General features: G+C 68.0%; 15 protein-coding genes. 5 read left to right on the forward strand and 10 right to left on the reverse strand.

The genetic code is table 11. The features are described 5' to 3' along the window. Positions 1–108 precede the first annotated feature (108 nt). From katG to dinB, 6 genes are all read right to left on the reverse strand, one after another. Complete coding sequence (katG, locus tag COC42_RS09435; RefSeq protein WP_096342859.1) at positions 109–2,343, reverse strand: catalase/peroxidase HPI; 2,235 nt, start codon at positions 2,341–2,343, stop codon at positions 109–111. A gap of 116 nt (positions 2,344–2,459) precedes the next feature. Continuing rightward, the gene (locus COC42_RS09440; RefSeq protein ID WP_425442836.1) at positions 2,460–4,094 is read right to left on the reverse strand and encodes a M28 family metallopeptidase; all 1,635 of its coding nucleotides are present in this window, start codon (positions 4,092–4,094) and stop codon (positions 2,460–2,462) included. A gap of 37 nt (positions 4,095–4,131) precedes the next feature. Continuing rightward, positions 4,132–5,694 carry an alpha-N-arabinofuranosidase gene (locus COC42_RS09445; protein ID WP_096342860.1) on the reverse strand — a complete coding sequence of 521 codons (1,563 nt, stop codon included), beginning with the start codon at positions 5,692–5,694 and terminating at the stop codon, positions 4,132–4,134. A 216-nt stretch (positions 5,695–5,910) separates the two neighbouring features. Beyond that, on the reverse strand, positions 5,911–7,230 hold the full coding sequence (locus tag COC42_RS09450) for a sugar MFS transporter (protein WP_096342861.1): 1,320 nt from the start codon (positions 7,228–7,230) through the stop codon (positions 5,911–5,913). A gap of 52 nt (positions 7,231–7,282) precedes the next feature. Then, positions 7,283–8,203, reverse strand: a complete 921-nt coding sequence (locus COC42_RS09455) for a Gfo/Idh/MocA family protein (protein ID WP_245843960.1) — start codon at positions 8,201–8,203, stop codon at positions 7,283–7,285. A 79-nt stretch (positions 8,204–8,282) separates the two neighbouring features. Then, positions 8,283–9,311 carry a DNA polymerase IV gene (gene dinB, locus COC42_RS09460; protein ID WP_096343214.1) on the reverse strand — a complete coding sequence of 343 codons (1,029 nt, stop codon included), beginning with the start codon at positions 9,309–9,311 and terminating at the stop codon, positions 8,283–8,285. A 241-nt stretch (positions 9,312–9,552) separates the two neighbouring features. On the opposite strand from dinB, the gene COC42_RS09465 reads away from it, so the two are divergent. From COC42_RS09465 to COC42_RS09485, 5 genes are all read left to right on the forward strand, one after another. Further along, positions 9,553–9,963 (forward strand): septal ring lytic transglycosylase RlpA family protein, encoded by a 411-nt coding sequence (locus COC42_RS09465; protein ID WP_245843961.1) that lies wholly within the window; start codon positions 9,553–9,555, stop codon positions 9,961–9,963. A 73-nt stretch (positions 9,964–10,036) separates the two neighbouring features. Beyond that, positions 10,037–12,712, forward strand: coding sequence for a phosphoenolpyruvate carboxylase (ppc, locus tag COC42_RS09470; RefSeq protein WP_096342863.1), 2,676 nt, complete (start codon positions 10,037–10,039; stop codon positions 12,710–12,712). 142 nt (positions 12,713–12,854) lie between these two features. Continuing rightward, a complete protein-coding gene (locus COC42_RS09475) occupies positions 12,855–13,778 on the forward strand; it encodes an ABC transporter ATP-binding protein (RefSeq protein ID WP_096342864.1) in 924 nt (307 codons plus the stop codon). Then, positions 13,771–15,360 (forward strand): L-aspartate oxidase, encoded by a 1,590-nt coding sequence (nadB, locus tag COC42_RS09480; protein ID WP_096342865.1) that lies wholly within the window; start codon positions 13,771–13,773, stop codon positions 15,358–15,360. The genes COC42_RS09475 and nadB overlap by 8 nt, the downstream gene beginning before the upstream one ends. A gap of 164 nt (positions 15,361–15,524) precedes the next feature. Further along, positions 15,525–16,643, forward strand: a complete 1,119-nt coding sequence (locus COC42_RS09485; protein WP_245843962.1) for a serine hydrolase — start codon at positions 15,525–15,527, stop codon at positions 16,641–16,643. A gap of 3 nt (positions 16,644–16,646) precedes the next feature. Here COC42_RS09485 and COC42_RS09490 read toward each other — a convergent pair whose 3' ends face one another. The 4 genes from COC42_RS09490 to purH all read right to left on the reverse strand — a co-directional run bounded on the left by COC42_RS09490 (position 16,647) and on the right by purH (position 23,904). After that, the gene (locus COC42_RS09490) at positions 16,647–18,158 is read right to left on the reverse strand and encodes a lipopolysaccharide biosynthesis protein (RefSeq protein ID WP_245843963.1); all 1,512 of its coding nucleotides are present in this window, start codon (positions 18,156–18,158) and stop codon (positions 16,647–16,649) included. 127 nt (positions 18,159–18,285) lie between these two features. Further along, positions 18,286–21,033: a DNA polymerase I gene (gene polA, locus COC42_RS09495; RefSeq protein WP_096342867.1), complete on the reverse strand. Its 2,748-nt coding sequence runs from the start codon at positions 21,031–21,033 to the stop codon at positions 18,286–18,288. A gap of 55 nt (positions 21,034–21,088) precedes the next feature. Then, positions 21,089–22,261 (reverse strand): hypothetical protein, encoded by a 1,173-nt coding sequence (locus tag COC42_RS09500; protein WP_096342868.1) that lies wholly within the window; start codon positions 22,259–22,261, stop codon positions 21,089–21,091. A gap of 71 nt (positions 22,262–22,332) precedes the next feature. Next, positions 22,333–23,904, reverse strand: coding sequence for a bifunctional phosphoribosylaminoimidazolecarboxamide formyltransferase/IMP cyclohydrolase (gene purH / locus COC42_RS09505; RefSeq protein WP_096342869.1), 1,572 nt, complete (start codon positions 23,902–23,904; stop codon positions 22,333–22,335). Positions 23,905–24,010: the final 106 nt, after the last annotated feature.

The raw sequence follows: 24,010 nt of genomic DNA on the forward strand, positions 1-24,010 counted from the left end.
GCCCCTCCGTTTCAGGGATGGGCGCAAAGAAAACGCTCCCGAGTCCAGACGCGGGAGCGCTTTCGAAAAACCAGACGGCGCGGGGATCGCTCCCCGCGCCGCTTTCGTTCAGGCCGGCTCGGCGATGCCGATCGGCTGGACGCTGTCCGACTTCTGCTTGAGGTCGAAGCGATCGGCGTTCATCACCTTGGTCCAGGCGGCAATGAAGTCGCGGACGAACTTCTCCTCATGCCCGCGCTCGGCATAGACCTCGGCCACCGCGCGCAGCTGGCTGTTCGACCCGAAGATCAGGTCGGTGCGCGTCGCGCGCCAACGCTCGTGCTGGCCGGCACGGTCGTAGCCGATGAACTCCTCGTCGCCGCTCGTGTCGACGACCTTCCAGAAGGTGTCGTTGTTGAGCAGGTTGACGAAAAAGTCGTTGGTCAGCTGGCCCTTGCGATCGGTGAACACACCCTCGGGCGCGTCCTTGTAGTTGGCGCCCAGCACGCGGAGGCCACCGACGAGCACGGTCAGTTCGGGAACCGACAGGCCGAGCAGCGAGGCGCGGTCGAGGAGCAGTTCCTCGGTCTTCACCGTCTGCTTGGTCTTGAGGTAGTTGCGGAACCCGTCGGCGACGGGCTCAAGCACCTCGAAGCTCTCGACGTCGGTCCATTCCTGCGTCGCGTCGCCGCGGCCGCCGGTGAAGGGCACCTCGACGTCGAAGCCGGCATCCTTCGCTGCCTTCTCGACCGCTGCCGTGCCGGCGAGGACGATCGCATCGGCGACGGACAGGTTGCCGCGCAGCTCCTCGATCTTGGCGAGGACCGCCGACAGCTCATCCGGCTCGTTCACCGTCCAGCCGCGCTGCGGCTCGAGGCGGATGCGCGCGCCATTGGCACCGCCGCGATGGTCGGTGCGGCGATAGGTCGAGGCCGACGCCCAGGCGGTCTTGACCAGCTGGCCGACGGTGAAGCCGGCATCGAGGATCTTCGCCTTGAACGCGGCGACGTCGGCGTCCGACGGCATCGTGCCGGCGGGGACCGGATCCTGCCAGATCAGGTCCTCCTCGGGCACTTCCGGGCCGAGGTAACGGATCTTCGGCCCCATGTCGCGATGGGTGAGCTTGAACCAGGCGCGGGCGAAGGCATCCTTGAACGCCTCGTGATCGCGGCGGAACCGCTCGCTGATCTCGCGGAACTCGGGATCAACCTTCAGCGCCATGTCCGCCGTCGTCATCATCGTCGGCACGCGCTTGTTCGGATCATGGGCCGCGGGCGCCATGTCCTCTTCCTTCTGGTTGATCGGCTGCCACTGCTTGGCGCCCGCGGGGCTGCGGACGAGCTCGTAGTCATAGTCGAGCAGCAGGCGGAAGTAGTTCTCCGACCACTCCGTGGGGGTGTTGACCCACGATCCCTCGATGCCGCTGGTGATGGTGTGCTCGCCGAAGCCGCTCTCGTGCGCGCTCGCCCAGCCGAGGCCCTGGAGCGCGATGTCCGCGCCCTCGGGCGCTTCGTCGACGAGGCTGGGGTCGCCCGCGCCGTGCGCCTTGCCGAAGGTGTGCCCGCCCGCGGTCAGCGCGACGGTCTCCTCCGAGTTCATCGCCATGCGCTTGAAGGTTTCCTTCATGTCGCGCGCCGACTGGAGCGCGTCGGGCACGCCGCCCGGCCCCTCCGGGTTCACATAGATGAGGCCCATCTGGATCGCGGCCAGCGGCTGCTCGAGCTCGAGCTGCTCCTCGGGCAGGATGCGCGTCTTGTTGTCGGGATGGCCGACGAACTGCTCCTCCGAGCCCCAGTAGATGTCCTTCTCGGGCTCGAACACGTCCTGGCGGCCGCCGCCGAAGCCGAACACCGGGCCGCCCATCGATTCGATCGCGACATTGCCGGCGAGGATGAAGAGGTCGGCCCAGCTGATGTGCTTTCCGTACTTCTGCTTGATCGGCCAGAGCAGGCGCCGCGCCTTGTCGAGGTTGCCGTTGTCCGGCCACGAGTTGAGCGGGGCGAAGCGCTGCTGCCCGCTGTTCGAGCCGCCGCGGCCGTCGGCCGTGCGGTACGTGCCTGCGGCGTGCCACGCCATGCGGATGAACAGGCCGCCGTAATTGCCATAATCGGCGGGCCACCAGGGCTGGCTGTCGGTCAGCAGCGCCTTCAGATCGGCCTTCAGCGCATGATAGTCGAGCTGCTTGAAGGCCTCGGCGTAATCGAACTCGTGGCCCATCGGGTCGGGCGAGGTGCCGCCCTGGTTGAGCACTTCGAGCGGCAGCGAGTCGGGCCACCAGTCACGGTTGGTGCGGCCCAGCAGCGACCGAACGGTCGTCGGCTTCTCGATCGGGCAGCCGCTCATCTCTCCGGTTTTCGCGTCCATGAATCGCTCTCCAGTTGAACTCAGGCTTTCTTTCCTACGCCCTCTCGAACGATCGGTTTAGCCAATTGTCTCGCTTACACTCGGCGGAAAACTCGATTGTGACAGCGTGGGCGACATCAGCGGCGGACAGCTGCACTCCGGTCGCGGACGGCCTTGAACTCCGACCCCGGCTTCCAGTCGGGCCAGCGGCTCGAGGTCGCGAGTTGCTGCGCGATCGTTCCCACCAACTCGATGTCCTGCGCCGCGCCCGCCAGATTCCAGCTTTCGTCCCAGGCGTCGCAGGCCTGATGATAGCATTCCCCGGTATAGCGGTCGATCCACGCCTGACCCGCGGCGCGCCCGCCGACCTTGAGGTCCGAAGCGCCGGCGATTCCCATCTGGAGCAGCACGGGGACGCCGCGCTTGGCGAAAGAGAAATGGTCGGCGCGATAGAAAAGCCCGCGCTCGGGCAGGCTCTCAGGCGTCACCGTCCGCCCCTGCGCGGCGGCGACGCGCGCCATGTCGTCCTCGAGGCTGTTCTGCCCCTTGCCGACGAGCACCACGTCCTTGGCCGCGCCCGCGGTCTGGAGGATGTCGAGCGCGAGGTTCGCGACCGTCTTTTCCATCGGATAGACGGGGTTGGCGGCATAATATTCGGAGCCGAGCAGCCCGCGCTCCTCGGCAGTCCAGAAGGCGAAGACGACGCTTCGGTCGGGCTGCGGCCCAGCCTTCATCGCGCGGGCGATCTCGAGAAGGCCGGCAACGCCGAGCGCGTCGTCGTTTGCCCCGGCGCGATAGATCCGGCCCTGCGCGTCGGGCGCGCCCTTGCCATAGGCGTCCCAGTGCGCGCCGAGCGTCACCACCTCGTCGGCACGTTTGGTGCCGGGGATGCGGGCGAGGACGTTGTGGCTCTCGACCGTCTCATGGCGAACCGCGACGTCGGCGCTGAAGGTGACGCCGGCGAGCGGCACCGGGCGGAAGTCGGCGCGGCGCGCGGCCAGACGGAGTTTGGCGAGGTCCTGCCCGGCACGCCGGAACAGCGCCGATGCCGCCTCGCCCTCGATCCAGCCCTGAAGGCGCAGGCTGGTCAGGTCCTTCGGCGCCCGGACGATGTCGTAATTTTCGCCGCGCGGGCTGACGACGACGTTCCAGCCATAGCCGGCGCCCGGCGTATCGTGGACGATCAACGCAGCGATCGCGCCGCGCCGCGCAGCCTCCTCGAACTTGTAGGTCCAGCGGCCATAATAGGTCATCGTGCGGCCGCCGAACCTGCCCGCGACGGGCTCGCCGGCCTTCGCCTCGAAATCGGGGTCGTTGACGAGGAAGACGGCGACCTTGCCCTTCAGGTCGACGCCCTTGAAGTCATCCCACTCGCGCTCGGGCGCGGTGACGCCATAGCCGACGAAGACCATCGGCGCCTTGTCGATCCGCGCCCGGTCGTCGGGGCGGATGGTCGAGACGTAGATCTGCTTGCCGCGTTCGACCGGCTGGTCGCCGAACGCGAGCGCGCCGTCCTGAAGCTCGGTGTGGAGCAGCGGTACCTTCTGAACCCAGTCGCCGTCCGGCCCGCCGGGCTCGAGCCCCGTCTGCTTCAGGCGTGCGACGAGATAGTCGATGGTCTTGGCCTCGCCCGCGGTGCCGGGCGCCCGCCCCTCGAACGCATCGGAGGCAAGCGTCTTGACGTCGCGGGTAATGCGCGCGGGGTCGACCTTGATCTGGGCAGCAGCGGGTGCGGCGATCAGGCCGGCGGCAATGAGGAAGCGCATGAACATGCGCGCCACCCTAGCCGCCGGCCCTTCATACGCAACCTCAGCGCAGTTCGAGCACCACCACCGACTTGGCCGGCAGCGTCACCGACAACCGGCCGCCCGCGACGCTCGCGCCCGTGAAGGCCTGCGGGGCAACCCGGTTCGGCGCGTCAAAGTCATTGCGCGCGGTGATCGCGTCGGCCGTCAGCACGGTGCCCGTCACAGCCGACGCCTGCACGCCCGACAGGTTTGCGGTCACGCTGTTCGGCCGGTTGGGATCAGCGTTGGCGAGCGCGATGCGCACCACGCCGTCCTTGCCCCGGATCGCCGACGCGCTGACTGCGGGCATGACGTACTGGTCCTTGTTGTACCAGCCGCCCTTCAGCTCGATCGGCAGCACCGTCGCGTCGATCCACGGCTTGTACATGTGGAAGACGTGGTAGGTCGGGGTCTTCACCATGCGGTCGCCGTCGGTCAGGATCATCGCCTGGAGGACGTTCACCATCTGCGCGATCGCGGTCATCTTCACCCGGTCGGCATGCTTGGCGAAGATGTTGAGATTGATCGCCGCGACCATCGCGTCGCGCAGCGTGTTCTGCTGCCGGAGGAAGCCGGGATTGGTGCCGGGATCGGGCGCGTACCAGGTGCCCCATTCGTCGACCGCCAGCCAGATGCGCTTCTGGGGGTCGTACTTGTCCATCATCGCGACATGCTTGGTGATGAACTCGTCCATCCGCCACGTCGCCGCCAGCGTCTGTGCCCAGCCCGCTTCGTCGAACTCGCTGGCCGAGGCGCGCGGCGGCCAGCCGCCTGGGACGGTATAGTAATGGAGCGACAGCGCGTCGATCTGTTGCGCGGCGTCGCGGATCATCACCTCGGTCCAGCGATAATCATCGTTGTTGGCGCCCGAGGCGATCTTGAGGATGCGCGTGCCCGCCGGCGCCTTGACGAAGGTCGCATAGCGGCGCGTCACGTCGGCGGCATATTCGGCGCGCATGTTGCCGCCGCAGCCCCACAGCTCGTTGCCGATGCCGAAATAAGGGAGCTTCCACGGCTCCTTGCGGCCGTTCCGCGCGCGCTCTTCGGCGAGGCTGCCGGCGGGAGCGGTCATATACTCGACCCACTCGGCCATTTCCTGAGGGCTGCCGTTGCCGACATTGCCCGAGATATAGGCCTCCGCATTCAATTGCCCGACCAGGTCGAAGAACTCGTGCGTGCCGACGGTGTTGGGCTCGGTCACGCCGCCCCAATGGGTGTTGATCTTGACCGGCCGCTTGGCGCGCGGGCCGACACCTTCGCGCCAGTGATATTCGTCGGCGAAGCAGCCGCCCGGCCAGCGGACGATCGGCACGCCCAGCTCCTTGAGCGCGCCGACGACGTCGCTGCGAAAACCGCGGACATTGGGAATCTTCGACTTCTCGCCGACCCAGAGGCCGCCATAGATGCCGGTGCCCAGATGCTCGGCGAACTGGGTGAAAATCGCCTTGTCATAGGTCGGGCCGGGTGTGTCGGCGCGGACGGTGATCTCGGTGGGCCTGGGCGCCTCCTGCGCCGATGCCGACGCCAGCAGCGTCAGCGCCATCGCCGCGCCCAGAAGCGTTCGCTTCGCCGTCCGTCCGATCATCCTATCCTCCCAAGTGGCCGGGGCGACGCTCGCCGCCCTCTTCATTAGTCGGACATATTCAGGCCCGAAGGCTTTGGCAATGACTTCAAGGCCGCCCTCGCCAGGTGGCGGGGACCGCCAAGGTCGGGGGAGGGGGCTGGCCAAGCGCGCGCCGCCCGTGGCCCGCCCCCTCCTTGAGCCGGCGGTTGTCACCTCCTCCTGGTGGGGAGGATGCCGTCACTCCGCCGGGGCGACTTCCGGGTCGGGAAGTGCGTGCGTCGGCTTGGCGCCCCATACCGCGTAGAAGAGGATGTAGAGCTCGCACACCACGGTCAGCAGGAACGAGGTCTGGAGGCCATACAGGTCGGCGAGCCAGCCCTGCACGACCACCAGCGCGCCGCCGGCGATCGCCATGATGAGCAGGCCCGAGCCCTCCTCGGTCAGCGGCCCCAGCCCCTTGATGCCGAGCGAGAAGATCGTCGGGAACATGATCGAGTGGAACAGCCCCACCAGAATGAGCGACCACATCGCCGCCGGGCCGGTCAGGAACGTCGCACCCAGCATCACGACGAACGCGCCGATCGAGAAGCCGGCAAGCACCGTTTCGGCCGGCACCTTCTGCATGATGAGCGACCCGGCGAAGCGGCCGACCATCATCCCGCCCCAGAGGAGCGCGAGATAGTTCGACGCTTCTGCCTGGGTGATGTTGGCGATGTTCGGTTGGCTGACGAAGTTGATGAAGAGGTTGGCGACGCCGATCTCCGCGATCAGGTAGATGAAGATCGCCGGCACGCCGAAGACGAGGTTGCGATGGCTCCACAGCGACAGCCGCTTGCGCTCCTCGCGCGTGACGCGCTGCGTCGACTGGCCGATCGCGGGCAGCGGGAAGCGGGCGATGACGATCGCGAGCACGACGAGCACCGCGGCGACAAGGACATAGGGAAGGATCACCGACTGCGCGTCGGCCAGCCGCTCGGCCGGGGTCAGCACGCGGTCCTGCGTGGTGCCGCCCACCGACCGGCCGAGGATCAGATAGCCCGCGAACAGCGGCGCCAGCGTCGTGCCCAGCGAATTGAACGCCTGAACGAGGTTGAGGCGCGACGACCCCGTCTCGGGCGGGCCGATGACGGTGACATAGGGGTTGGCCGCGACCTGAAGCAGGGTGATGCCGCTGGCGATGACGAACAGCATGACGAGTGTCACGCCGTAGGAGGGCAGGCTCGCTGCCAGCGTCATGCCCGCCGCGCCCGCCGCCATGACGAGCAGGCCGGTCACCAGCGACTTCTGATAGCCGATCCGCTCGATGAGCTTGGCCGAGGGAATGGAGGCCACGAAATAGGCGATGAACCACACGCTCTCGATCAGCGTCGTCTGCGTGTAGTTGAGGTCGAACACGCTGCGCAGGTGCGGCAGCAGCGTATTGTTGATGACGGTGATGAAGCCCCACATGAAGAAGAGGCTGGCGAGCAGCGTCAGCGCGGGGGCATAGGATGCGCCCCGGCCCCCCGCCGGCGAAGTGTGGGCGCCCGGTGCGGGCTGGCTCGGCGGCAGGGCCATCGGCGATCCTTCCTGAAGATGCTGTCGGACTATATGGTCGGGTTGAAGGCGGTCAGTCGTCCCAGCGGAACGCGCCGACGCGCTCGTGACGGCCGAGCATGAACGCATCGGCGACGAGGCGGAAGGGCGAAAGATCGGCGTCGATCGCGCCCGTGCCGATCATGTCGGCGAACCGGGCGTATAGGCGGCCATATTCAGTGCCTTCGGGCACGGCGACCTCGGCGTCGTCGATGAACAATCGCCCGCCGCCCTCGCGCAGTTCGGCGACGCCGTCGTCGGTCTCGAGCGTCATCGTCCAGGTCTGCGGCCCGCGCTGGTCGAAGCTGAACGCCGCCTCGATCGCGGTCTTGCCATGCGCCATCGTCAGGTCGGCCATGATCGGCGCCTCGCGATCGGCGGGGTACTTCAGCGTTGCGGCATGGAGTTCGGTGCCGGGTAACAGCCGCGTCAGGATCGACAGCGCATTGACGCCGGGGTCGAACACCCCGATGCCCGGCTCCCAGATCCATTCCTGTCCGGGGTGCCAGACGCGAACATCCTCCTTCCACGCGATCGACATGCGGTGGAGGCTCCTGCCGGCCAGCCACTGCGCCGCGGGTTCGACCGCGCTTGCCTCGCGCGAATGCCAGGTGAGGTAGAGCGCGCGGCCGGCGTCGCGGGCCATGCCGGAATAGCGCTCGGCGACGCTGACGGTCGCGGCAGGCGGCTTCTCGACCATGACGTCGAGGCCGAGGCCCAGCGCCTCCTCGATCAGCGGGGTGCGCGCCATTGGCGGGGTACAGAGCGACACGGCGGCGAGGTCGGGAACCTGAGCCTTCAGTTCGGTGATCGTTGCGGCGACGGGCACGTCCTCGTCCCGCGCATGGCCACTGACGATGCCCGCCAGGTGCAGCTTGTCGCTGGCGGCAAGCGTCGGCAGATGCTGGTCGCGCGCGATCTTTCCCAGGCCGACGATCGCAATGGCGTGGCTCAACTCGACTCTCCCTCTGCCGTTATCTCGGCTTGTCTGACAAATCTGATTTCGCAGATCGCTCGCGCGGCGACAAGCGGGTTTAGTCGAACAGCGACGGGACCGCATCCTCCGCGGGAAAGCCCGAAACGGTCACGCCGACGAGGCGCAGGCCGAGCGTCAGCGGATACAGCGTACCGATCAGCGCACGGGCGGTGGCGAGCAGCTGGTCGCGGTCGCGCACTGGCGCGGGGGTGCTGCGGCTGCGCGTCACCTGGCGGAAATCGGCATATTTCGCCTTGACCGTCACGGTCCGGCCATAGCGGCCGCGCGACACGCACCAGTTCCAGACCTCCTCGGCCTGCTGCGCGACCGCAGCCTCGATTTCGAGAGGATCGATCAGGTCTCGCGCAAAAGTCGTTTCGGACCCGGAGGACTTGCGCACGCGATTGGACTCCACCGGGCGGTGGTCGATGCCGCGGGCGATGCCGTGATACCAGTCGGCCGAGCTGCCGAAATGTTCGGCCAGGAAGGCGAGCGACTTGGCCGCGAGGTCGACGCCGCGCTCGATCCCCAGCCGCCGCATCTTGGCCGCGGTGACCGGGCCGACGCCGTGGAAGCGCTCGACCGGCAGCCCGGCGACCCACTCGGCACCCATTTCGGGCGTCACCGCGAACTGGCCGTTGGGCTTTTTCTGGTCCGAAGCGAGCTTGGCGAGGAACTTGTTGTAGGAGATGCCCGCCGAGGCGGTGAGCCCGGTCTCCTCGGCGATCGCCGCGCGGATCGCCTTTGCCGTCGCCCAGGCGGTGCCCAGCCCGCGGGCATCGGCAGTGACGTCGAGATACGCCTCGTCGAGCGACAACGGCTGGATGAGGTCGGTGTAGCGCGCGAAGATGGCGTGTATCTGCTGGCTGACCGCGCGATACACCTCGAAACGCGGCGGCACGAAGATGAGCTCGGGACAGCGCCGCTTTGCGCTGACCGACGGCATCGCCGACTTCACGCCGAAGGCCCGCGCCTCGTAGCTCGCCGCCGCGACGACGCCCCGCGCCTCGCCATGCCCGACCGCCAGCGGACGCCCGCGAAGCTCGGGCGCGTCGCGCTGTTCGACCGACGCATAGAAGGCGTCCATATCGACATGGATGATCTTGCGGACGGGCGGGGACTCAGCGCTCACTGCACGTCGATCTAGGCGCGATCGACAAGATGCGGGAGTCGCGAAACCGCGTTCAAAGCTTAACGCCACCTTGCGCTTTTCGGATCGCCGGTTGGATTCCGGCGGCGAAACGATGGCGCCGTTCAGGCAGTCATCGAAGCGTCATGCTAGTCACCATCCGCCCGCCTGGCATCGCGGGTGTCATGGGGGACCGCATGTGCCGTTGAAACAATCGATCGTCGTGCTCGGTTCCGGGCTCGCGCTGTTCGCCGCCACGCCCGCCTGGGCCGAGGAGGCGCCTGCCGCGGCCGAAACACACACGGTGATCGAGAAGGTGGGCGAAGGGCTTGCCAGTTTCTTCGGCCGCGAGATCGCCGGCCTGCGCACCGCTAGCGGCGAAAAGTGCGATCCCGAGACGTTGACCGCCGCGCACCGCACCTTGCCCTTCGGCAGCCTCGTCCGCGTCACCGACGCGCTTACCGGCAACAGCGTCATCGTCCGCATCAACGACCGCGGACCCTTTGCCGGCAAGCGCGTGATCGACCTGTCCAAAGCCGCCGCCCGCGAACTCGGTATCGTCGGTCGCGGCACTGCGCGCGTCATCATGAGCCTCGTCGCCCGCAACTGAATTGCGCACGGGCGTCGGCGCGCATTCGCATTGATGCGTTGACCCCCGACCCGCTGCGGTGCAGCAAGCGGTTATGGCCACGCTTCCCCCGATCGCGAACAATCCCGACATCCGTCTGCTCGGCCGGATGCTGGGCGACGTCATCCGCGCCTATGGCGGCGAGGCGCTGTTCAAGCGCATCGAATATATCCGCGCCACCTCGGTCGATCGGCATCGCGGCGTCGCCGGCGCCGACGCGATAGATCCCGGCCTCGAGCGGCTGACGCTCGACGAGACGCTCGATTTCGTCCGCGGCTTCATGCTCTTCTCGATGCTCGCAAACCTCGCCGAGGATCGGCAGGGGATTGCGCGCGAGGAGGGGGCGGACGTCGCCCATGCGCTCGGCACGCTCGCCGAACACGGGATCGGCAAGGACCGGGTGCTGGCGCTGCTCGACCACGCGCTGATCGTCCCGGTGCTTACGGCGCACCCGACCGAGGTGCGGCGGAAGTCGATGATCGACCACCGCAACCGCATCGCCGAGCTGATGGCGTTGCAGGACCGCGGGCTCGAAGAGACCGAGGACGGCGACCGCATCGACGAGGCGCTGGTGCGCCAGATCGCGCTCCTGTGGCAGACGCGCGTGCTGCGGCGCGAGCGGCTGTACGTCGCCGACGAGGTCGAGACCGCACTCTCGTACCTGCGCGACGTGTTCCTCCCTGCGCTGCCCGCACTCTACGCGCGCTGGGACCGGGCGATGGGCGAGCGGCTGCCCGCCTTCCTGCGCTGCGGCAGCTGGATCGGCGGCGACCGCGACGGCAATCCCTATGTCACCGCCGAATCGCTCACCCGCGCGCTCGACCGGGCGGCGGAGACGGCGCTGGTCCACTATATGGATGCGGTCCATGCGCTGGGTGCCGAGCTGTCGATCTCGACCGAGATCACCAGGGTGAACGGCGAGGTCGGACGGCTGGCCGACGCAAGCGGCGATTCGGCCGCCAGCCGCAGCGACGAGCCCTATCGCCGCGCGCTGTCGGGCATCTACGCCCGTCTCGCCGCGACGCATCGCCAGCTCGTCGGCAAAGCCGCCCCGCGCCCCGGCGCGCTGACGGGCGAGCCTTATGCCGGGCCGGGCGAGCTTCGCGACGACCTCGTCGCCGTGGCCCGCAGCCTGTCTTCGGCGGGCGAGGGGGTGCTGGCGACCGGCGGCGCGCTCGGTCGGCTGATCCGCGCAGTCGAGATCTTCGGCTTCCATCTCGCGACGCTCGACCTGCGCCAGAACTCGGCAGTGCATGAGCGCGTCGTCGCCGAGCTGCTCAAGGCCGCCGGGGTCGAGGCGGATTATCTGACGCTGGACGAGGCCGCGCGCGTGGCGCTGCTCCGCCGCGAACTCGCCAGCCCGCGCCCGCTCACCAGCCCCTATGCCGATTACTCGGAGGAGACCGCGGGCGAGCTCGCCATCCTCCACGCCGCTGCCGCCGCCCATGCGCGCTACGGCCGGCAGTGCATCACTCAGCACGTCATCTCGATGGCCCAGTCGGTCAGCGACCTGCTCGAGGTCCATCTGATGCTCAAGGAAGCGGGGCTGTGGGTGCCCGGCGATCCTCCGACTTCGCATCTGATGGTCGTGCCCTTGTTCGAAACCGTCGCCGACCTCGAGGCGGGCGCCGACATCATGCGCGACTATCTGGCGCTGCCGGAGATCGCCGCGACCGCGACTGCGCGCGGGCACCAGGAAGTGATGATCGGCTATTCGGATTCGAACAAGGACGGCGGCTACCTCACCTCCACCTGGCAGTTGTCGCGCGGGTCGGCGGCGCTGGCGCCGGTGTTCGAGGCGGCGGGAGTCGGCATGCAGCTGTTCCACGGCCGCGGCGGCTCGGTCGGGCGCGGCGGCGGCTCGTCCTTCTCGGCGATCCAGGCACAGCCGCCCGGCACCGTCCAGGGCCGCATCCGCATCACCGAACAGGGCGAGGTGATTGCGGCGAAGTACGGCACGCGCGCAAGCGCGATGGCCAATCTGGAGGCCGTCACGTCGGCCACCCTGCTCGCCAGCCTCGAGCCCGAGCAGCTGTCGGCGGACGACGCCGCGCGCTTCCACGCGGCGATGGACGAATTGTCGACCACCGCCTTCAAGGCCTATCGCGACCTCGTCTACGGCACCGAGGGATTCCGGCAATTCTTCCGTCAGATGACCCCGATCGCCGAAATCTCCGGCCTCAAGATCGGCTCGCGCCCCGCCAGCCGCAAGAAATCCGACGCGATCGAGGATCTGCGCGCCATCCCGTGGGTGTTCAGCTGGGCGCAGGCGCGGGTGATGCTGCCCGGCTGGTACGGCGTCGGCGCCGCGATCGAGGCGTTCGAGGACAAGGGTCTGTTGCGAGAGATGGCGGCGGGCTGGCCCTTCTTCGCCGCGACGCTCGCCAACATGGAGATGGTGCTCGCCAAGTCCGACATGGCCGTCGCCGAACGGTATGCGCAACTGGTCGAGGATGCGGGGCAGCGCGAGGCGATCTTCGGGCGCATCCGGTCGGGCTGGCAGGCGACGCATGACGGGCTGCTGACGATCACCCGCCAGACGCGGCTTCTGGAAAAGAACCCGGCGCTGGAGGCGTCGATCCGGCTGCGCCTCCCCTATATCGAGCCGCTCAACCTGCTCCAGATCGAGCTCCTCAAGCGCCACCGCGCCGGCGAGGCCGACCCGCGCATCGGCGAGGGCATCCTCCTCTCGATCAACGCGATCGCGACGGCGCTCAGGAACAGCGGATAACTAATGCCGTCATCCCGGACCTGATCCGGAATCCCGCTTCGTCTGCTCGCCTGCGGCACAAACAAGAAAGCAAGACCCGGGCTCAAGTCCGGGGTGACGATCGGTGGTTTCCTTGCGACAGCCGAGCGACTACCTCACCCGCATGACCGAAGCCGCCATCGAAATCCGCGACCTCAGCAAGACCTACGCCGGCGGCAAGCGCGCGCTCGACGGCGTGAGCTTCGACGTACCGCGGGGCGAAGTGTTCGGTCTGCTCGGGCCCAATGGCGCAGGCAAGTCGACGCTCATCAACATCCTCGCCGGCATCGTAACCAAGACGAGCGGCAGCGCGTCGATCTGGGGCTTCGACATCGACGCGCATCCGCGCAACGCCAAGGCATCGATCGGGATCGTCAATCAGGAGATCACCTTCGACCCCTTCTTCACGCCCCTGGAGACGCTGGAGAACCAGGCCGGCTTCTACGGCGTGCCCAAGGTCAAGCGCCGCAGTCTCGACCTGCTGCGCGCGATGGGGCTGGAGGACAAGGCGAATGCCTATTCGCGGACGCTGTCGGGCGGCATGAAGCGGCGGCTGATGGTCGCGAAGGCGATGGTCCATTCGCCGCCCGTCATCATCCTCGACGAGCCGACGGCCGGCGTCGATATCGAGCTTCGCCGCCAGCTCTGGGACTATGTCCGAGGCCTCAACGCGCGCGGTGTGACGGTGGTGCTGACCACGCACTATCTCGAGGAGGCGGAGGAGCTTTGCGACCGCATCGCCATCATCAACCATGGCCGGGTGATCGCCAACGAACCCACCCGTGCGCTGATCGGCATGGCGCAGGAGAAGCAGGTGGTCGTGACGCTCGACCGCGACGTGACCGAGCCGCCCGCCAATGCGTGCTTCGAAAAGGTCGAGGCGGTGGGCGAGCGCAGCCTAGCCATCACCTATCGCAAGGACCGCGCGAATGCGGGTGAGGTGCTCGCGGCGATGACCGCCGGCGGCTACGGCATCGTCGATGTGACCACCCGCGAGGCCGACCTCGAGGACGTGTTCCTCAACCTGACGCGCGCCGCCAATGGCTGAAACCGACGTCCTCGTCATCGGCTCGGGCGCGGCGGGGCTGACCGCAGCGCTCAATCTCGCCGACCGCTTCCGCGTGACCGTACTCGCCAAGGGGCGGCTCGACGAAGGGTCGACCGCCTGGGCGCAGGGAGGGATCGCTGCGGTGCTCGAACCCGGCGACACCTTTGAGAACCATGTCGAAGACACGATGGTTGCAGGCGCCGGCCTCAACGATCGCGGCGTGGTCGAGTTCGTGGTCGAGCGCGCGCCCGCCGCGATCGAGCGACTGGCGGAACTGGGCGTGCCCTTCAACGTCGCCGAGGACGGCAAGAACGGCTGGCACCTGACGCGCGAGGGCGGGCACAGCCATCGCCGCATCGTCCATGTCGACGACGCCACCGGCTGGGCGGTGCAGGTGGCGCTAATCCGCGCAGCAGAGGCGCATCCGAACATCACGCTTGTCCCCGACATGGTGGCAATCGACCTGGCGACCAGCCGGCACGAGCTGCGTTATTCGGGCGCGGGCAATGTCTGGGGCGTCTACGCTTTCAACCGCGCCACCGGAAAGGTCGAGCTGCACACCGCACGGGCGACGGTGCTGGCTACGGGGGGCGCGGGGCGCACCTATATGTTCTCGACCGCGCCGCGCGGGGCGACCGGCGACGGCATCGCCATGGCGTGGCGGGCGGGGGCGCGCGTCTCCAACATGGAGTTCATGCAGTTCCATCCGACCTGCCTCTACCATCTGGAGGTCAAGAACTTCCTCATCACCGAGGCGGTGCGCGGCGAGGGCGGGCGGCTGATCAACCCGCAGACGGGCAAGCGCTTCATGCCCTATTACGACGCCGACCGGCTGGAGCTGGCACCGCGCGACGTGGTGGCGCGCGCGATCGACGCCGAGATCAAGCGCTTCGGCCTCGATTATGTCCATCTCGACATCAGCCATCGCGGGGCGGATTTCGTGAAGGCGCACTTCCCGACGATCCACGCCAAGCTGCTCGGGCTCGGCATCGACATGACCACCGGGCCGATCCCCGTCGTGCCCGCACAGCATTACACGTGCGGCGGCGTCGTCGTGGACCGCAACGGGCGCACCGACCTGCCCGGGCTTTATGCAGCGGGCGAGGTCAGCCAGTCGGGATTGCACGGCGCCAACCGCCTCGCCTCCAACTCGCTCCTCGAATGCTTCGTCTATGGCGAGGCGGCGGCGGCGCATATCGCCGCCAGCTGGGACGCGCTGCCGCCGCCGCCTGCAATCCGCCCCTGGGACGAAAGCCGCGTCACCGACAGCGACGAGGAAGTCGTCATCAAGCAGAACTGGACCGAGATCCGGCGCTTCATGTGGAACTATGTCGGCATCGTGCGGACCACCAAGCGGCTCGAGCGCGCCGCGCACCGTATCAAGATGCTGCAGGAGGAGGTCGCCGACTATTACGGCCATTTCCGTGTCACGCCCGACCTGATCGAGCTGCGCAACCTGCTCCAGTCGGCCGAGCTGATCGTGCGGTCGGCCCTTCACCGGCGCGAAAGCCGCGGCCTGCACTACACGCTCGATCATCCCCGGCCCGTAGAGCCGCCGCAGGACACCATTCTCATCCCGTGACCGACAGGGCGCCCAAAACGCCTGAAAAGCCGGGACGTTCGGCGGTTGTTCACGTCCTGTCGCTAGGTTAGACAGGTTCGTCGCAGCCGCACGTGCGGCCTGTTGCCGCGATCGGCCCGGCTGCGTCATGGTTTCGCCCATCAGGGGGGCTGTCGGACGATATGGTGCTTTCGCGTTTCTCGGTGATCGAACGGGCATTGACGCTTGGCGGGCTCGCGCCGCTGGCGCTGATCGGCGCCGCGCCCCAGCATCAGGACGGCCGCATCACCGAACTGCTCCCGCCGGGCTATGTGCATAACAGTGTCGCGCCGCAGCGACAGGTGGTCATCCCTGCCCCCACCCCGCTCGTTACCGACATCGACAGGCTGGTCGCGGGCTTCGGCGGCAAGGTGGGCGTTGCGGTCAAGAGCATCGACGCCGGCTGGATGGTTTCGAAAAACGGCGATGTGCCGATGCCGCAGCAATCGGTCAGCAAGCTGTGGGTCACGCTGACGCTGCTCGACCAGGTCGATCAGGGGCGTGTCCGTCTCGACGATCCGATCACGATCACCCGGAGCGACCTGACGCTGTTCCACCAGCCGATCGCCTCGCTGCTGAAGAACGGCGTCTACAACACCACGGTCCGCGAACTGATGCGCCGGGCAATGACAATGAGCGACAATACCGCCAACGACCGGCTGTTGCGCCATGTCGGCGGGCCGTCGGCGGTCAACGCCTATATCGCTCGCCATTCGCTGGGCGCGATCAAGTTCGGGCCGGGCGAGCGCCTGCTTCAAAGCCGCACCGCGGGCCTGACCTGGCGACAGGATTACGCGATGGGCCGGGCGTTCCAGGCGGCCCGCGCCAAGCTGCCGCCCAATGTCCGGCAGGCGGCGTTCAATTCCTATGTCGCCAACCCGATCGACGGGGCGGCGGCGGCGGCGATCGCCAATGCGCTCACCAAGCTGCGTCGCGGCGAGCTCCTCTCGCCCGCGTCGACCGCTTATCTCATCGGCGTGATGGAAAGCTCGCGCACCGGCCATGCGCGCCTTCGCGCGAGCGTGCCCCCGGGCTGGCGTCTCGCACACAAGACCGGCACGGGACAGGACCTGATGGGCCGCACCGCCGGCTTCAACGATGTCGGCATCCTTACCGCGCCTGACGGCCGCGCCTATTCGATCGCGGTGATGATCGGTGACACCAGCCGCCCCACGCAGGAGCGGCAGAAGCTGATGCAGAACGTCGTCGCTCGCGTCGTCGCCTATCACGACAGCGAAGCGCCGCAGCGGGTGATGGCGCAGTAAGAGCTACTCGGCCGCGGGCGCCTTCCGCTCGAACAGCGCCCGGTCCTCGCGCTTGAACGCCCAGCGCCACAGGACCAAGCCGTAGACGAGCAGCATCACCGGGATGCCGATCATCAGCTCGGCCCATTCGAGCTCGGGCGGCAGCTGCACGAATGCCCAGCCGACCACGCTGGTCGCGAGCACCGCCCACACCCAGGGCCAGCGCCACGACGACACCGGCGCGCCGAGGAGCCGGGCGAGCAACCGCGACTTGAGGATCGAGCCGACGCCGAGCGACACCGCCAGCGCGACCGCGGGCATCGCCGCCGCCCAGCCCTGCGGCCAGGCGGCTTTGCGCGCGACGAAGAGGAGGACGAAGGTCAGCGCGACCTGCAACCCGATCACCGCGATCGAGAGCATCAAGTTGCGGTGCCGCGCGACATAGACGAGCCCCGCCTCCGCCACCGCGCCGTTCGCCGCGAGCACTTCGGCGAGAAGGAGGAAGCAGAGCGCACCCGCGCCCGCCACGAACTCGGGCCCGACCACGCCCATCACCCCCTCGGCCGGGATGCCGCCGATCAGCGCCAGCGCCGCCTGCGCCGCCATGATCCAGAAGCCGACCTGCCGGATCTGCGCCGCCACCGCCGCGCGGTCGTTCTCGGCCAGGCGATGGGTGATGACGGGGCCGAGCACGGGGTCGAAGCTGGTCTTGAGCTTCTGTGGCAGGCTCGCGACCTGCTGCGCCATGTAATAGATGCCGACCACCGCGGGCGGGAAGACGAGGCCGAGGATGAAGCGGTCGACGTTGCGCGTCCCCCACTCAATCGCATCGGCGCCCGCGAGCGGCGCGTTGGCGCGGGCGAGCGCGAACATCGGTGTCAGGTGCGGGCGCCAGCCGGCGGGCAGGCCATAGCTCTTCACGAACGGCACGATGCTCGCCGCGAGCGCCGCCGCCATCGACAGCACATAGGCGATGATGAGCCCGTCGCGTGACGAGACATAGGAGAGCGCCCAAGCGGCGATGCTGATCGTCCACGGCTCGATCACCGCGCGCGCAGTGACGGCGGCCTTGACGTTGTGACGATAGGCGAGCGCGGCGAGCGACACGTCCGAACAGGCGACCGCGAAGACGACGAGCGGCAGCAGGCGCTCGAGGCCGATCACCTCGCTGTTCGGGTACATGATCTCGGGAAAGACGAAGAGCACCGCACTCGCGATCAGCGACAGGATCAGCGCGACGGCGAGCGCGTCCCAGACGACGTGCGCATGCGGCCGGTCGGTCGAGGACAGCGCCTGGGCCAGGCCGCGCTTGAGGCCGAGCGTCGCCAGCAGCGCGGCGAGTTCGACCACCAGCACCGCGATCGCGAAGCGGCCGACGATCTCGGGGCCGTAGACGCGGCCGGCGATGAACAGGAAGGGCAGCCGCGCGGCGAGCCGAAGCGCGAATCCGATGATGTTGGTGCGCCCGCCCTTTGCCAGTGCCGCGATATCGTCGTCGGCGCCATCGGACGGCGTGGGGGCAGCAGGCGCGATCACGTTCGCCCGCCTCTAGGCGAAAGCGAAGCAGCGCCAAAGCCCTCAGCGGCGATTGGCGGCGGGTTGCGGCAAACGGGCAACAAATCCGTGCGTCACCCCGCACTTGTTCCGGGGTGACGAGTTTGGGTCAGTGCGCCGCACCCCAGCTCGGGCCAACACCAATCTCGACGCCGAGGGGCACGGTCAGTTCGACCAGCGGCTCGGCCGCCGTCGCCATCACGCGCTCGATGACCGGCCTGGCGGCCTCGACGTCACCTTCGGGCAATTCGAACACGAGTTCGTCATGCACCTGCATCAGCATCCGCACATCGGGCAACCCGGCCTCGGCCAGCGCCGGCCCCATCCGCGCCATCGCGCGCTTGATGATGTCGGCGCAGGTCCCTTGAATCGGCGCGTTGATCGCGGCGCGCTCCGACCCAGCGCGCTCGTTGGGGTTCGAGGCCTTGATGCGCGGGAAGTGCGTCTTCCGCCCAAACAGCGTCGTCGTGTAGCCGCGCTCCTTCGCCTCCGACAGCGTGTCGGCGATATAGCGGTTGATGCCGGGGAAGCGCTCGAAATAGCGGTCGATCATCGACTGCGCCTCGTCGGGCGTCACGTCGAGTCGCCCAGCAAGGCCCCAACGGCTGATGCCGTAAAGGATGGCGAAGTTGATCGTCTTGGCTCGACCGCGCGTGTCGCGATTGACCTCCCCGAACAGCTCGGTGGCGGTCAGGCTGTGGATGTCGTCGCCGCGCGCGAACGCCTGTCGCAGGGGATCGACATCGGCGATGTGCGCGGCCAGCCGCAGCTCGATCTGCGAATAGTCGGCGGCGAGGATGACGTTGCCCGGCTCCGCCACAAAGGCGTCTCGAATCTGGCGGCCCGTTTCGGTGCGGATCGGGATGTTCTGGAGATTGGGATCGGTGGAGGACAGCCGCCCGGTCTGCGCACCGGTCAGGCTGTAGCTCGTATGGACGCGGCCCGTCTCGGGGTTGATCTGTTCCTGTAGCGCGTCGGTATAGGTGGACTTGAGCTTCGACAGCTGCCGCCAGTCGAGCACTTTCCGCGCGATCGGCACGCCCTCGGCCGCCAACCGCTCGAGCTCGTTGACGTCGGTCGAATAGACGCCCGACTTGCCCTTGCGCCCCCCCTTCAGCCCCATCCGGTCGAACAGCACGTCCCCCAGCTGCTTGGGGCTGCCGATCGTGAAGGGGCCGCCGGCAAGGCCGTGGATCTCGGTCTCGAGCGCCGCCATCTGGCCGGAGAACTGCTCCGACAGCCGCGCGAGCGTCGGCGCGTCGACCTTGACCCCGGCCATCTCCATCTCGGCGATGACGCGCACCAGCGGGCGGTCGACCCGCTCATAGACGGTGGTCGCGCGCTCATAGGGGAGCCGCGGCTTAAATCGCCGCCAGAGGCGCAGCGTCACGTCGGCATCCTCGGCCGCGTATCGGGTGGCCGCCTTCAGATCGACCTCGTGGAAGCCGAGCTGCTTCTTCCCCGTGCCGACCACGTCCTTGTACGCGATGCAGCTGTGCGACAGGTGCGTCGCCGCCAGCTCGTCCATCCCGTGCCCGTGGAGGCCCGCGTCGAGATCGAAGCTCATGACGATGGTGTCGTCATAGGGTGCGACGCGGATGCCGGCGCGGGCGAGCATGATGTAATCGTATTTGAGATTGTGGCCGATCTTGAGGACGCTTTCGTCCTCCAAGAGCGGCTTGAGCTTTGCCAGCACCGTCTCGCGCGGCAGCTGGACGGGCTTCTCGGCGAACATGTCGGCGCCGCCATGCGCGATCGGCACATAGCAGGCGAGATTGGGGTGGAGCGCGATGCTGACGCCCACTAGCTCCGCGCGCATCGGATCGGTGCCCGTCGTCTCGGTATCGATCGCCATCCAGCCCTGATGCCGCGCGGCCGTCACCCAGCGGTCGAGCGCCGCCTCGTCCACCACGGTCTCGTAGCCGTCATGGTTGCAGGGCGGGTCCTCCTCCTGCGCGACGGGTGCCGTCGGGGTGGCGACCGGCGCGTCGGCGACCGCCGACAGCTTGGCGAGCAGCGAGCGGAAACCGTGATGGTCGAGGAAGGCGCGCAGCGGCGCCTCTGGAATGCCCTGCATCTCCAGTGCATCGAGCGGATCGGGCAGCGGCACGTCGCACGACAGCGCGACCAGCCGCCGCGACAGCCGTGCCATCTCTGCATGCTCGATCAGGTTGTCGCGCAGCTTGCCCTTCTTCATCTCGGGCGCGGCGGCGAGCACGCCCTCCAGGTCGCCATGTTCGAGGATGAGCTTCGCCGCGGTCTTCGGGCCCACCCCCGGCACGCCCGGCACATTATCGACGCTGTCGCCCATCAGCGCGAGCACGTCGCCGAGCTTCTCCGGCCCCACGCCGAACTTCTCGACGACGTGTTCGCGCCCCAGCCGGCGATTGTTCATCGTGTCGTAGAGGTCGAGGCTGCCGTCCTCGACCAGCTGCATCAGGTCCTTGTCCGAGCTGACGATCGTCACCTGCCAGCCCTGCGCCAGCGCCGCCTTGGCATAGCTCGCAATCAGGTCGTCGGCCTCCCACCCCTCCTCCTCGATGCACGGCAGGCTGAAGGCGCGCGTCGCGTCGCGGATCATCGGGAATTGCGGGACGAGGTCCTCGGGCGGCGGCGGGCGATGCGCCTTGTACTGGTCGTAGAGCTCGTTGCGAAAGGTATGTGACGACTTGTCGAGGATGACTGCCATGTGGGTCGGGCCATCGGCCTTGTGCAGCTCGTCGGCGAGCTTCCACAGCATCGTCGTATAGCCATAGACGGCACCCACCGGCTCGCCATGCTTGTTGGTGAGCGGCGGCAGGCGGTGATAGGCGCGGAAGATATAGCCCGAGCCGTCGACGAGATAGAGATGTGGCATGGGCGGGAGATAGCAGCGGTCGCGGGCGATTGCGACGGTGCCGATATACCCCGCGTCAGGAGGTCGCCGTCTCGGGATCGGCGGTCACGTCGGTGCGTGAAATGAGCGGTGTCAGCCCCCGCGTCACGAGCCGTGTGTGCCTGCCCTGCGCCAGCGGAAAGGTCATCGAGAAGCGCTCGACACGATAGGTGCCGGCTTTCGCCGAATGTCCGGCGCTCGGCGTATAGCGTCGGCCGATAAGCGACCGCTGTACCGCCGGGTACCAACGACCGTCGAACCGTTTGCCGCTACGCAGGATCTGGATGTCGCTCACCCGGCCATCAGGATTGATGAGGAAACCAACATCGAACCAGTTGTCCGCCTCCGCGAAGTAGGGCGCGTAATTGCCCGCCTCGCCAAGCCTTGGCGCAGAGCCGTTAAGTTCCGCCGCAGCGAATGCACCGCCAAGCCTGATCGGCGGCGCAAAGATCAGCTGCGGGCTGGGCGTCGCGCGAAGTTCGTCGATCGCGGCATCTAGCCGCGTCTCGTCGCCATCCTGAGCGCGCATCACCGCGTCGAGCACCGTCGCCGCCTGCCCATAGACGGCATGCTCGGGAACGCGGCTTTCACGCAGATAGTCGATGGTGCGTGCGGCATTCTCGCCGCGCGTTCGCTGAAGCCGTGCGATCTGCAGGTCGAGTGCGGCGAGACGAAGGAGCGCCAGCCCCTCCATGTCGCGAACGCCCAGCCGGGCGGCATCGCGGGCCATGTCCGCATAGATCTCGCGCGCCGCGAGCGCCCGACCCGTCTGAACGAAGCTGTCGCCCATCTCGGCGCGCGCAATCATCGCCTGCCGGTGATCGGCACCGGCATGTTTTCGCAGCATCACCGCATTGTTGATCGTTTCGTGTCGCATCTCGTCCGTCAGACCGAGATGCGCGGCCATTCGGGCGGATGTCCGCACGAGGCCCGACAATTCGATCGGAATGGACGACGCGAACCGTCGATTGCGCTTCAGTCCAGCCTTGGCGGTCGCGCGCGCGGCCTGGACGTCACCGTCCAGATACTGCGCCTCGGCCAGCGCGAGCGTGGCCCGCACCTCCTCAGCGGGTGGACACCGCGCCGCGATGCAGCCTGCCAGATCGCGCTCGGCCTTCTGGATCGTCTCGCCGACGACGATCACTTCATCCTGCAGACCCCCCTGGGGTGCGGGACTTGCCGCGAGCAACAGGGCCAATACGATCGACATAGCGGTACTCCGCGGCACTCTGGCGCGAGAAGGCTATGTCATTCGAACGACACTGGCAATCGCGGGTTCCGTCAATGCCGGAAGTGGCGCATTCCCGTGAACACCATCGCCAGCCCGGCCGCGTCCGCCGCGGCGATCACTTCGTCGTCGCGAATCGAGCCGCCGGGCTGGATTACCGCGGTCGCCCCCGCCTGGACCGCGGCGAGCAGGCCGTCGGCGAAGGGGAAGAAGGCGTCCGACGCGACCGCCGAGCCGATCGTACGCGGCTCCGCCCAGCCTGCCTTCTCGGCGGCGTCGCGGGCCTTCCACGCAGCGATCCGCGCCGATTCGAGGCGGTTCATCTGGCCCGCGCCGACCCCCGCGGTCGCGCCATCCTTTGCATAGACGATCGCGTTCGACTTGACGTGCTTGGCCACCGTCCAGGCAAAGCGGCAGTCGGCAAGCTCGCGTTCGGTCGGCTGGCGCTTCGTCACCACCTTGAGGTCGAGATCGGCAAGCGTACCGCCGTCGCGCGATTGGACGAGCAGCCCACCGGCGATCGACTTGATTGCCAGGCCCGCGCGCGCCGGATCTGGCAGCTCGCCGGTCAGGAGGAGGCGCAGGTTCTTCTTGGCCGCGAAAACCGCTTTCGCCTCGTCGTCGGCATCGGGGGCGGCGACGACCTCGGTGAAGATCTCGCTGATCGCGCGGGCGGTTTCGCCGTCGAGCGGGCGGTTGACGGCGACGATGCCGCCGAACGCCGACACGGTGTCGCACGCGAAAGCGGCGCGATACGCCTCGATAAGCGTGTCGGCGCTGGCGACGCCGCACGGATTTGCGTGCTTGACGATGACGACGGTCGGCGGGCCGTCGCGGAACTCGCTCACCAGCTCGAGCGCGGCGTCGGCGTCGTTGTAGTTGTTGTAGCTCAGCGCCTTGCCCTGCAGCTGCTTCGCCTGCGCAATGCCGCGCGCAGCGGGGCCGCGGGGGATGTAGAGCGCGGCCGACTGGTGCGGGTTTTCGCCGTAGCGCAGCTCGTCGCCGCGGGTGAAGGCGAGCGGGAGGGTCGCCGGGAAGCTCTCGCCCTGATCGGCGAAGGCGAACCACTGGGCAATCGCCGAATCATAGGCGGCGGTGGCGGCATAGGCCTTGGCCGCGAGCATCCGTCGCTGGTCGAGCGTCGTCTCGCCCCCCTCGACCAGCGCATAGTCGGCGGGATCGGTGACGATCGCGACATAGGCGTGGTTCTTCGCCGCCGAGCGGACCATCGACGGGCCGCCGATATCGATATTCTCGATCACCTCGTCGCGCCCCGCGCCCTTCGCGACGGTCGCCTCAAACGGGTAGAGGTTGACGACGACAAGGTCGATCGCACCGATGCCGTGCTCGGTCATAGCCGCGGCGTGTTCTGGGTCGTCGCGCACAGCGAGCAGGCCGCCGTGCACCATCGGGTGCAGCGTCTTCACGCGCCCGTCCATCATCTCGGGAAAGCCGGTGAGGTCGGAGATATCGCGCACGCTCAGGCCGGCGTCGCGCAGCGCCTTGGCGGTGCCGCCGGTCGAAACGAGCTCGACGCCCCTGGCGGCGAGCGCGCGGCCGAGATCGACGATGCCCGTCTTGTCGGACATCGAGAGGAGCGCGCGGCGAATAGGAATGCTGGTCATGCGCGCGCGGTTAGGCCGGTGCGCGCGCGGGTGCAAGGAAGAGGTTCGCTCAGAGGCGCAGAGGATGCGGAGAGGCTACGCCGCCCGCCATCCCCACTTCCGTCAT

The organism is Sphingomonas spermidinifaciens (genome assembly GCF_002351485.1).
In the GTDB taxonomy this organism is placed as follows: domain Bacteria; phylum Pseudomonadota; class Alphaproteobacteria; order Sphingomonadales; family Sphingomonadaceae; genus Sphingomonas; species Sphingomonas spermidinifaciens.

Coding starts and splice junctions, on each gene's coding strand:
- katG (WP_096342859.1), bottom strand. CDS start 2,343: ATGGACGCGAAAACCGGAGAGATGAGCGGCTGCCCGATCGAGAAGCCG.
- COC42_RS09440 (WP_425442836.1), bottom strand. CDS start 4,094: ATGTTCATGCGCTTCCTCATTGCCGCCGGCCTGATCGCCGCACCCGCT.
- COC42_RS09445 (WP_096342860.1), bottom strand. CDS start 5,694: ATGATCGGACGGACGGCGAAGCGAACGCTTCTGGGCGCGGCGATGGCG.
- COC42_RS09450 (WP_096342861.1), bottom strand. CDS start 7,230: ATGGCCCTGCCGCCGAGCCAGCCCGCACCGGGCGCCCACACTTCGCCG.
- dinB (WP_096343214.1), bottom strand. CDS start 9,311: ATGGACGCCTTCTATGCGTCGGTCGAACAGCGCGACGCGCCCGAGCTT.
- ppc (WP_096342863.1), top strand. CDS start 10,037: ATGGCCACGCTTCCCCCGATCGCGAACAATCCCGACATCCGTCTGCTC.
- COC42_RS09475 (WP_096342864.1), top strand. CDS start 12,855: ATGACCGAAGCCGCCATCGAAATCCGCGACCTCAGCAAGACCTACGCC.
- nadB (WP_096342865.1), top strand. CDS start 13,771: ATGGCTGAAACCGACGTCCTCGTCATCGGCTCGGGCGCGGCGGGGCTG.
- polA (WP_096342867.1), bottom strand. CDS start 21,033: ATGCCACATCTCTATCTCGTCGACGGCTCGGGCTATATCTTCCGCGCC.
- COC42_RS09500 (WP_096342868.1), bottom strand. CDS start 22,261: ATGTCGATCGTATTGGCCCTGTTGCTCGCGGCAAGTCCCGCACCCCAG.
- purH (WP_096342869.1), bottom strand. CDS start 23,904: ATGACCAGCATTCCTATTCGCCGCGCGCTCCTCTCGATGTCCGACAAG.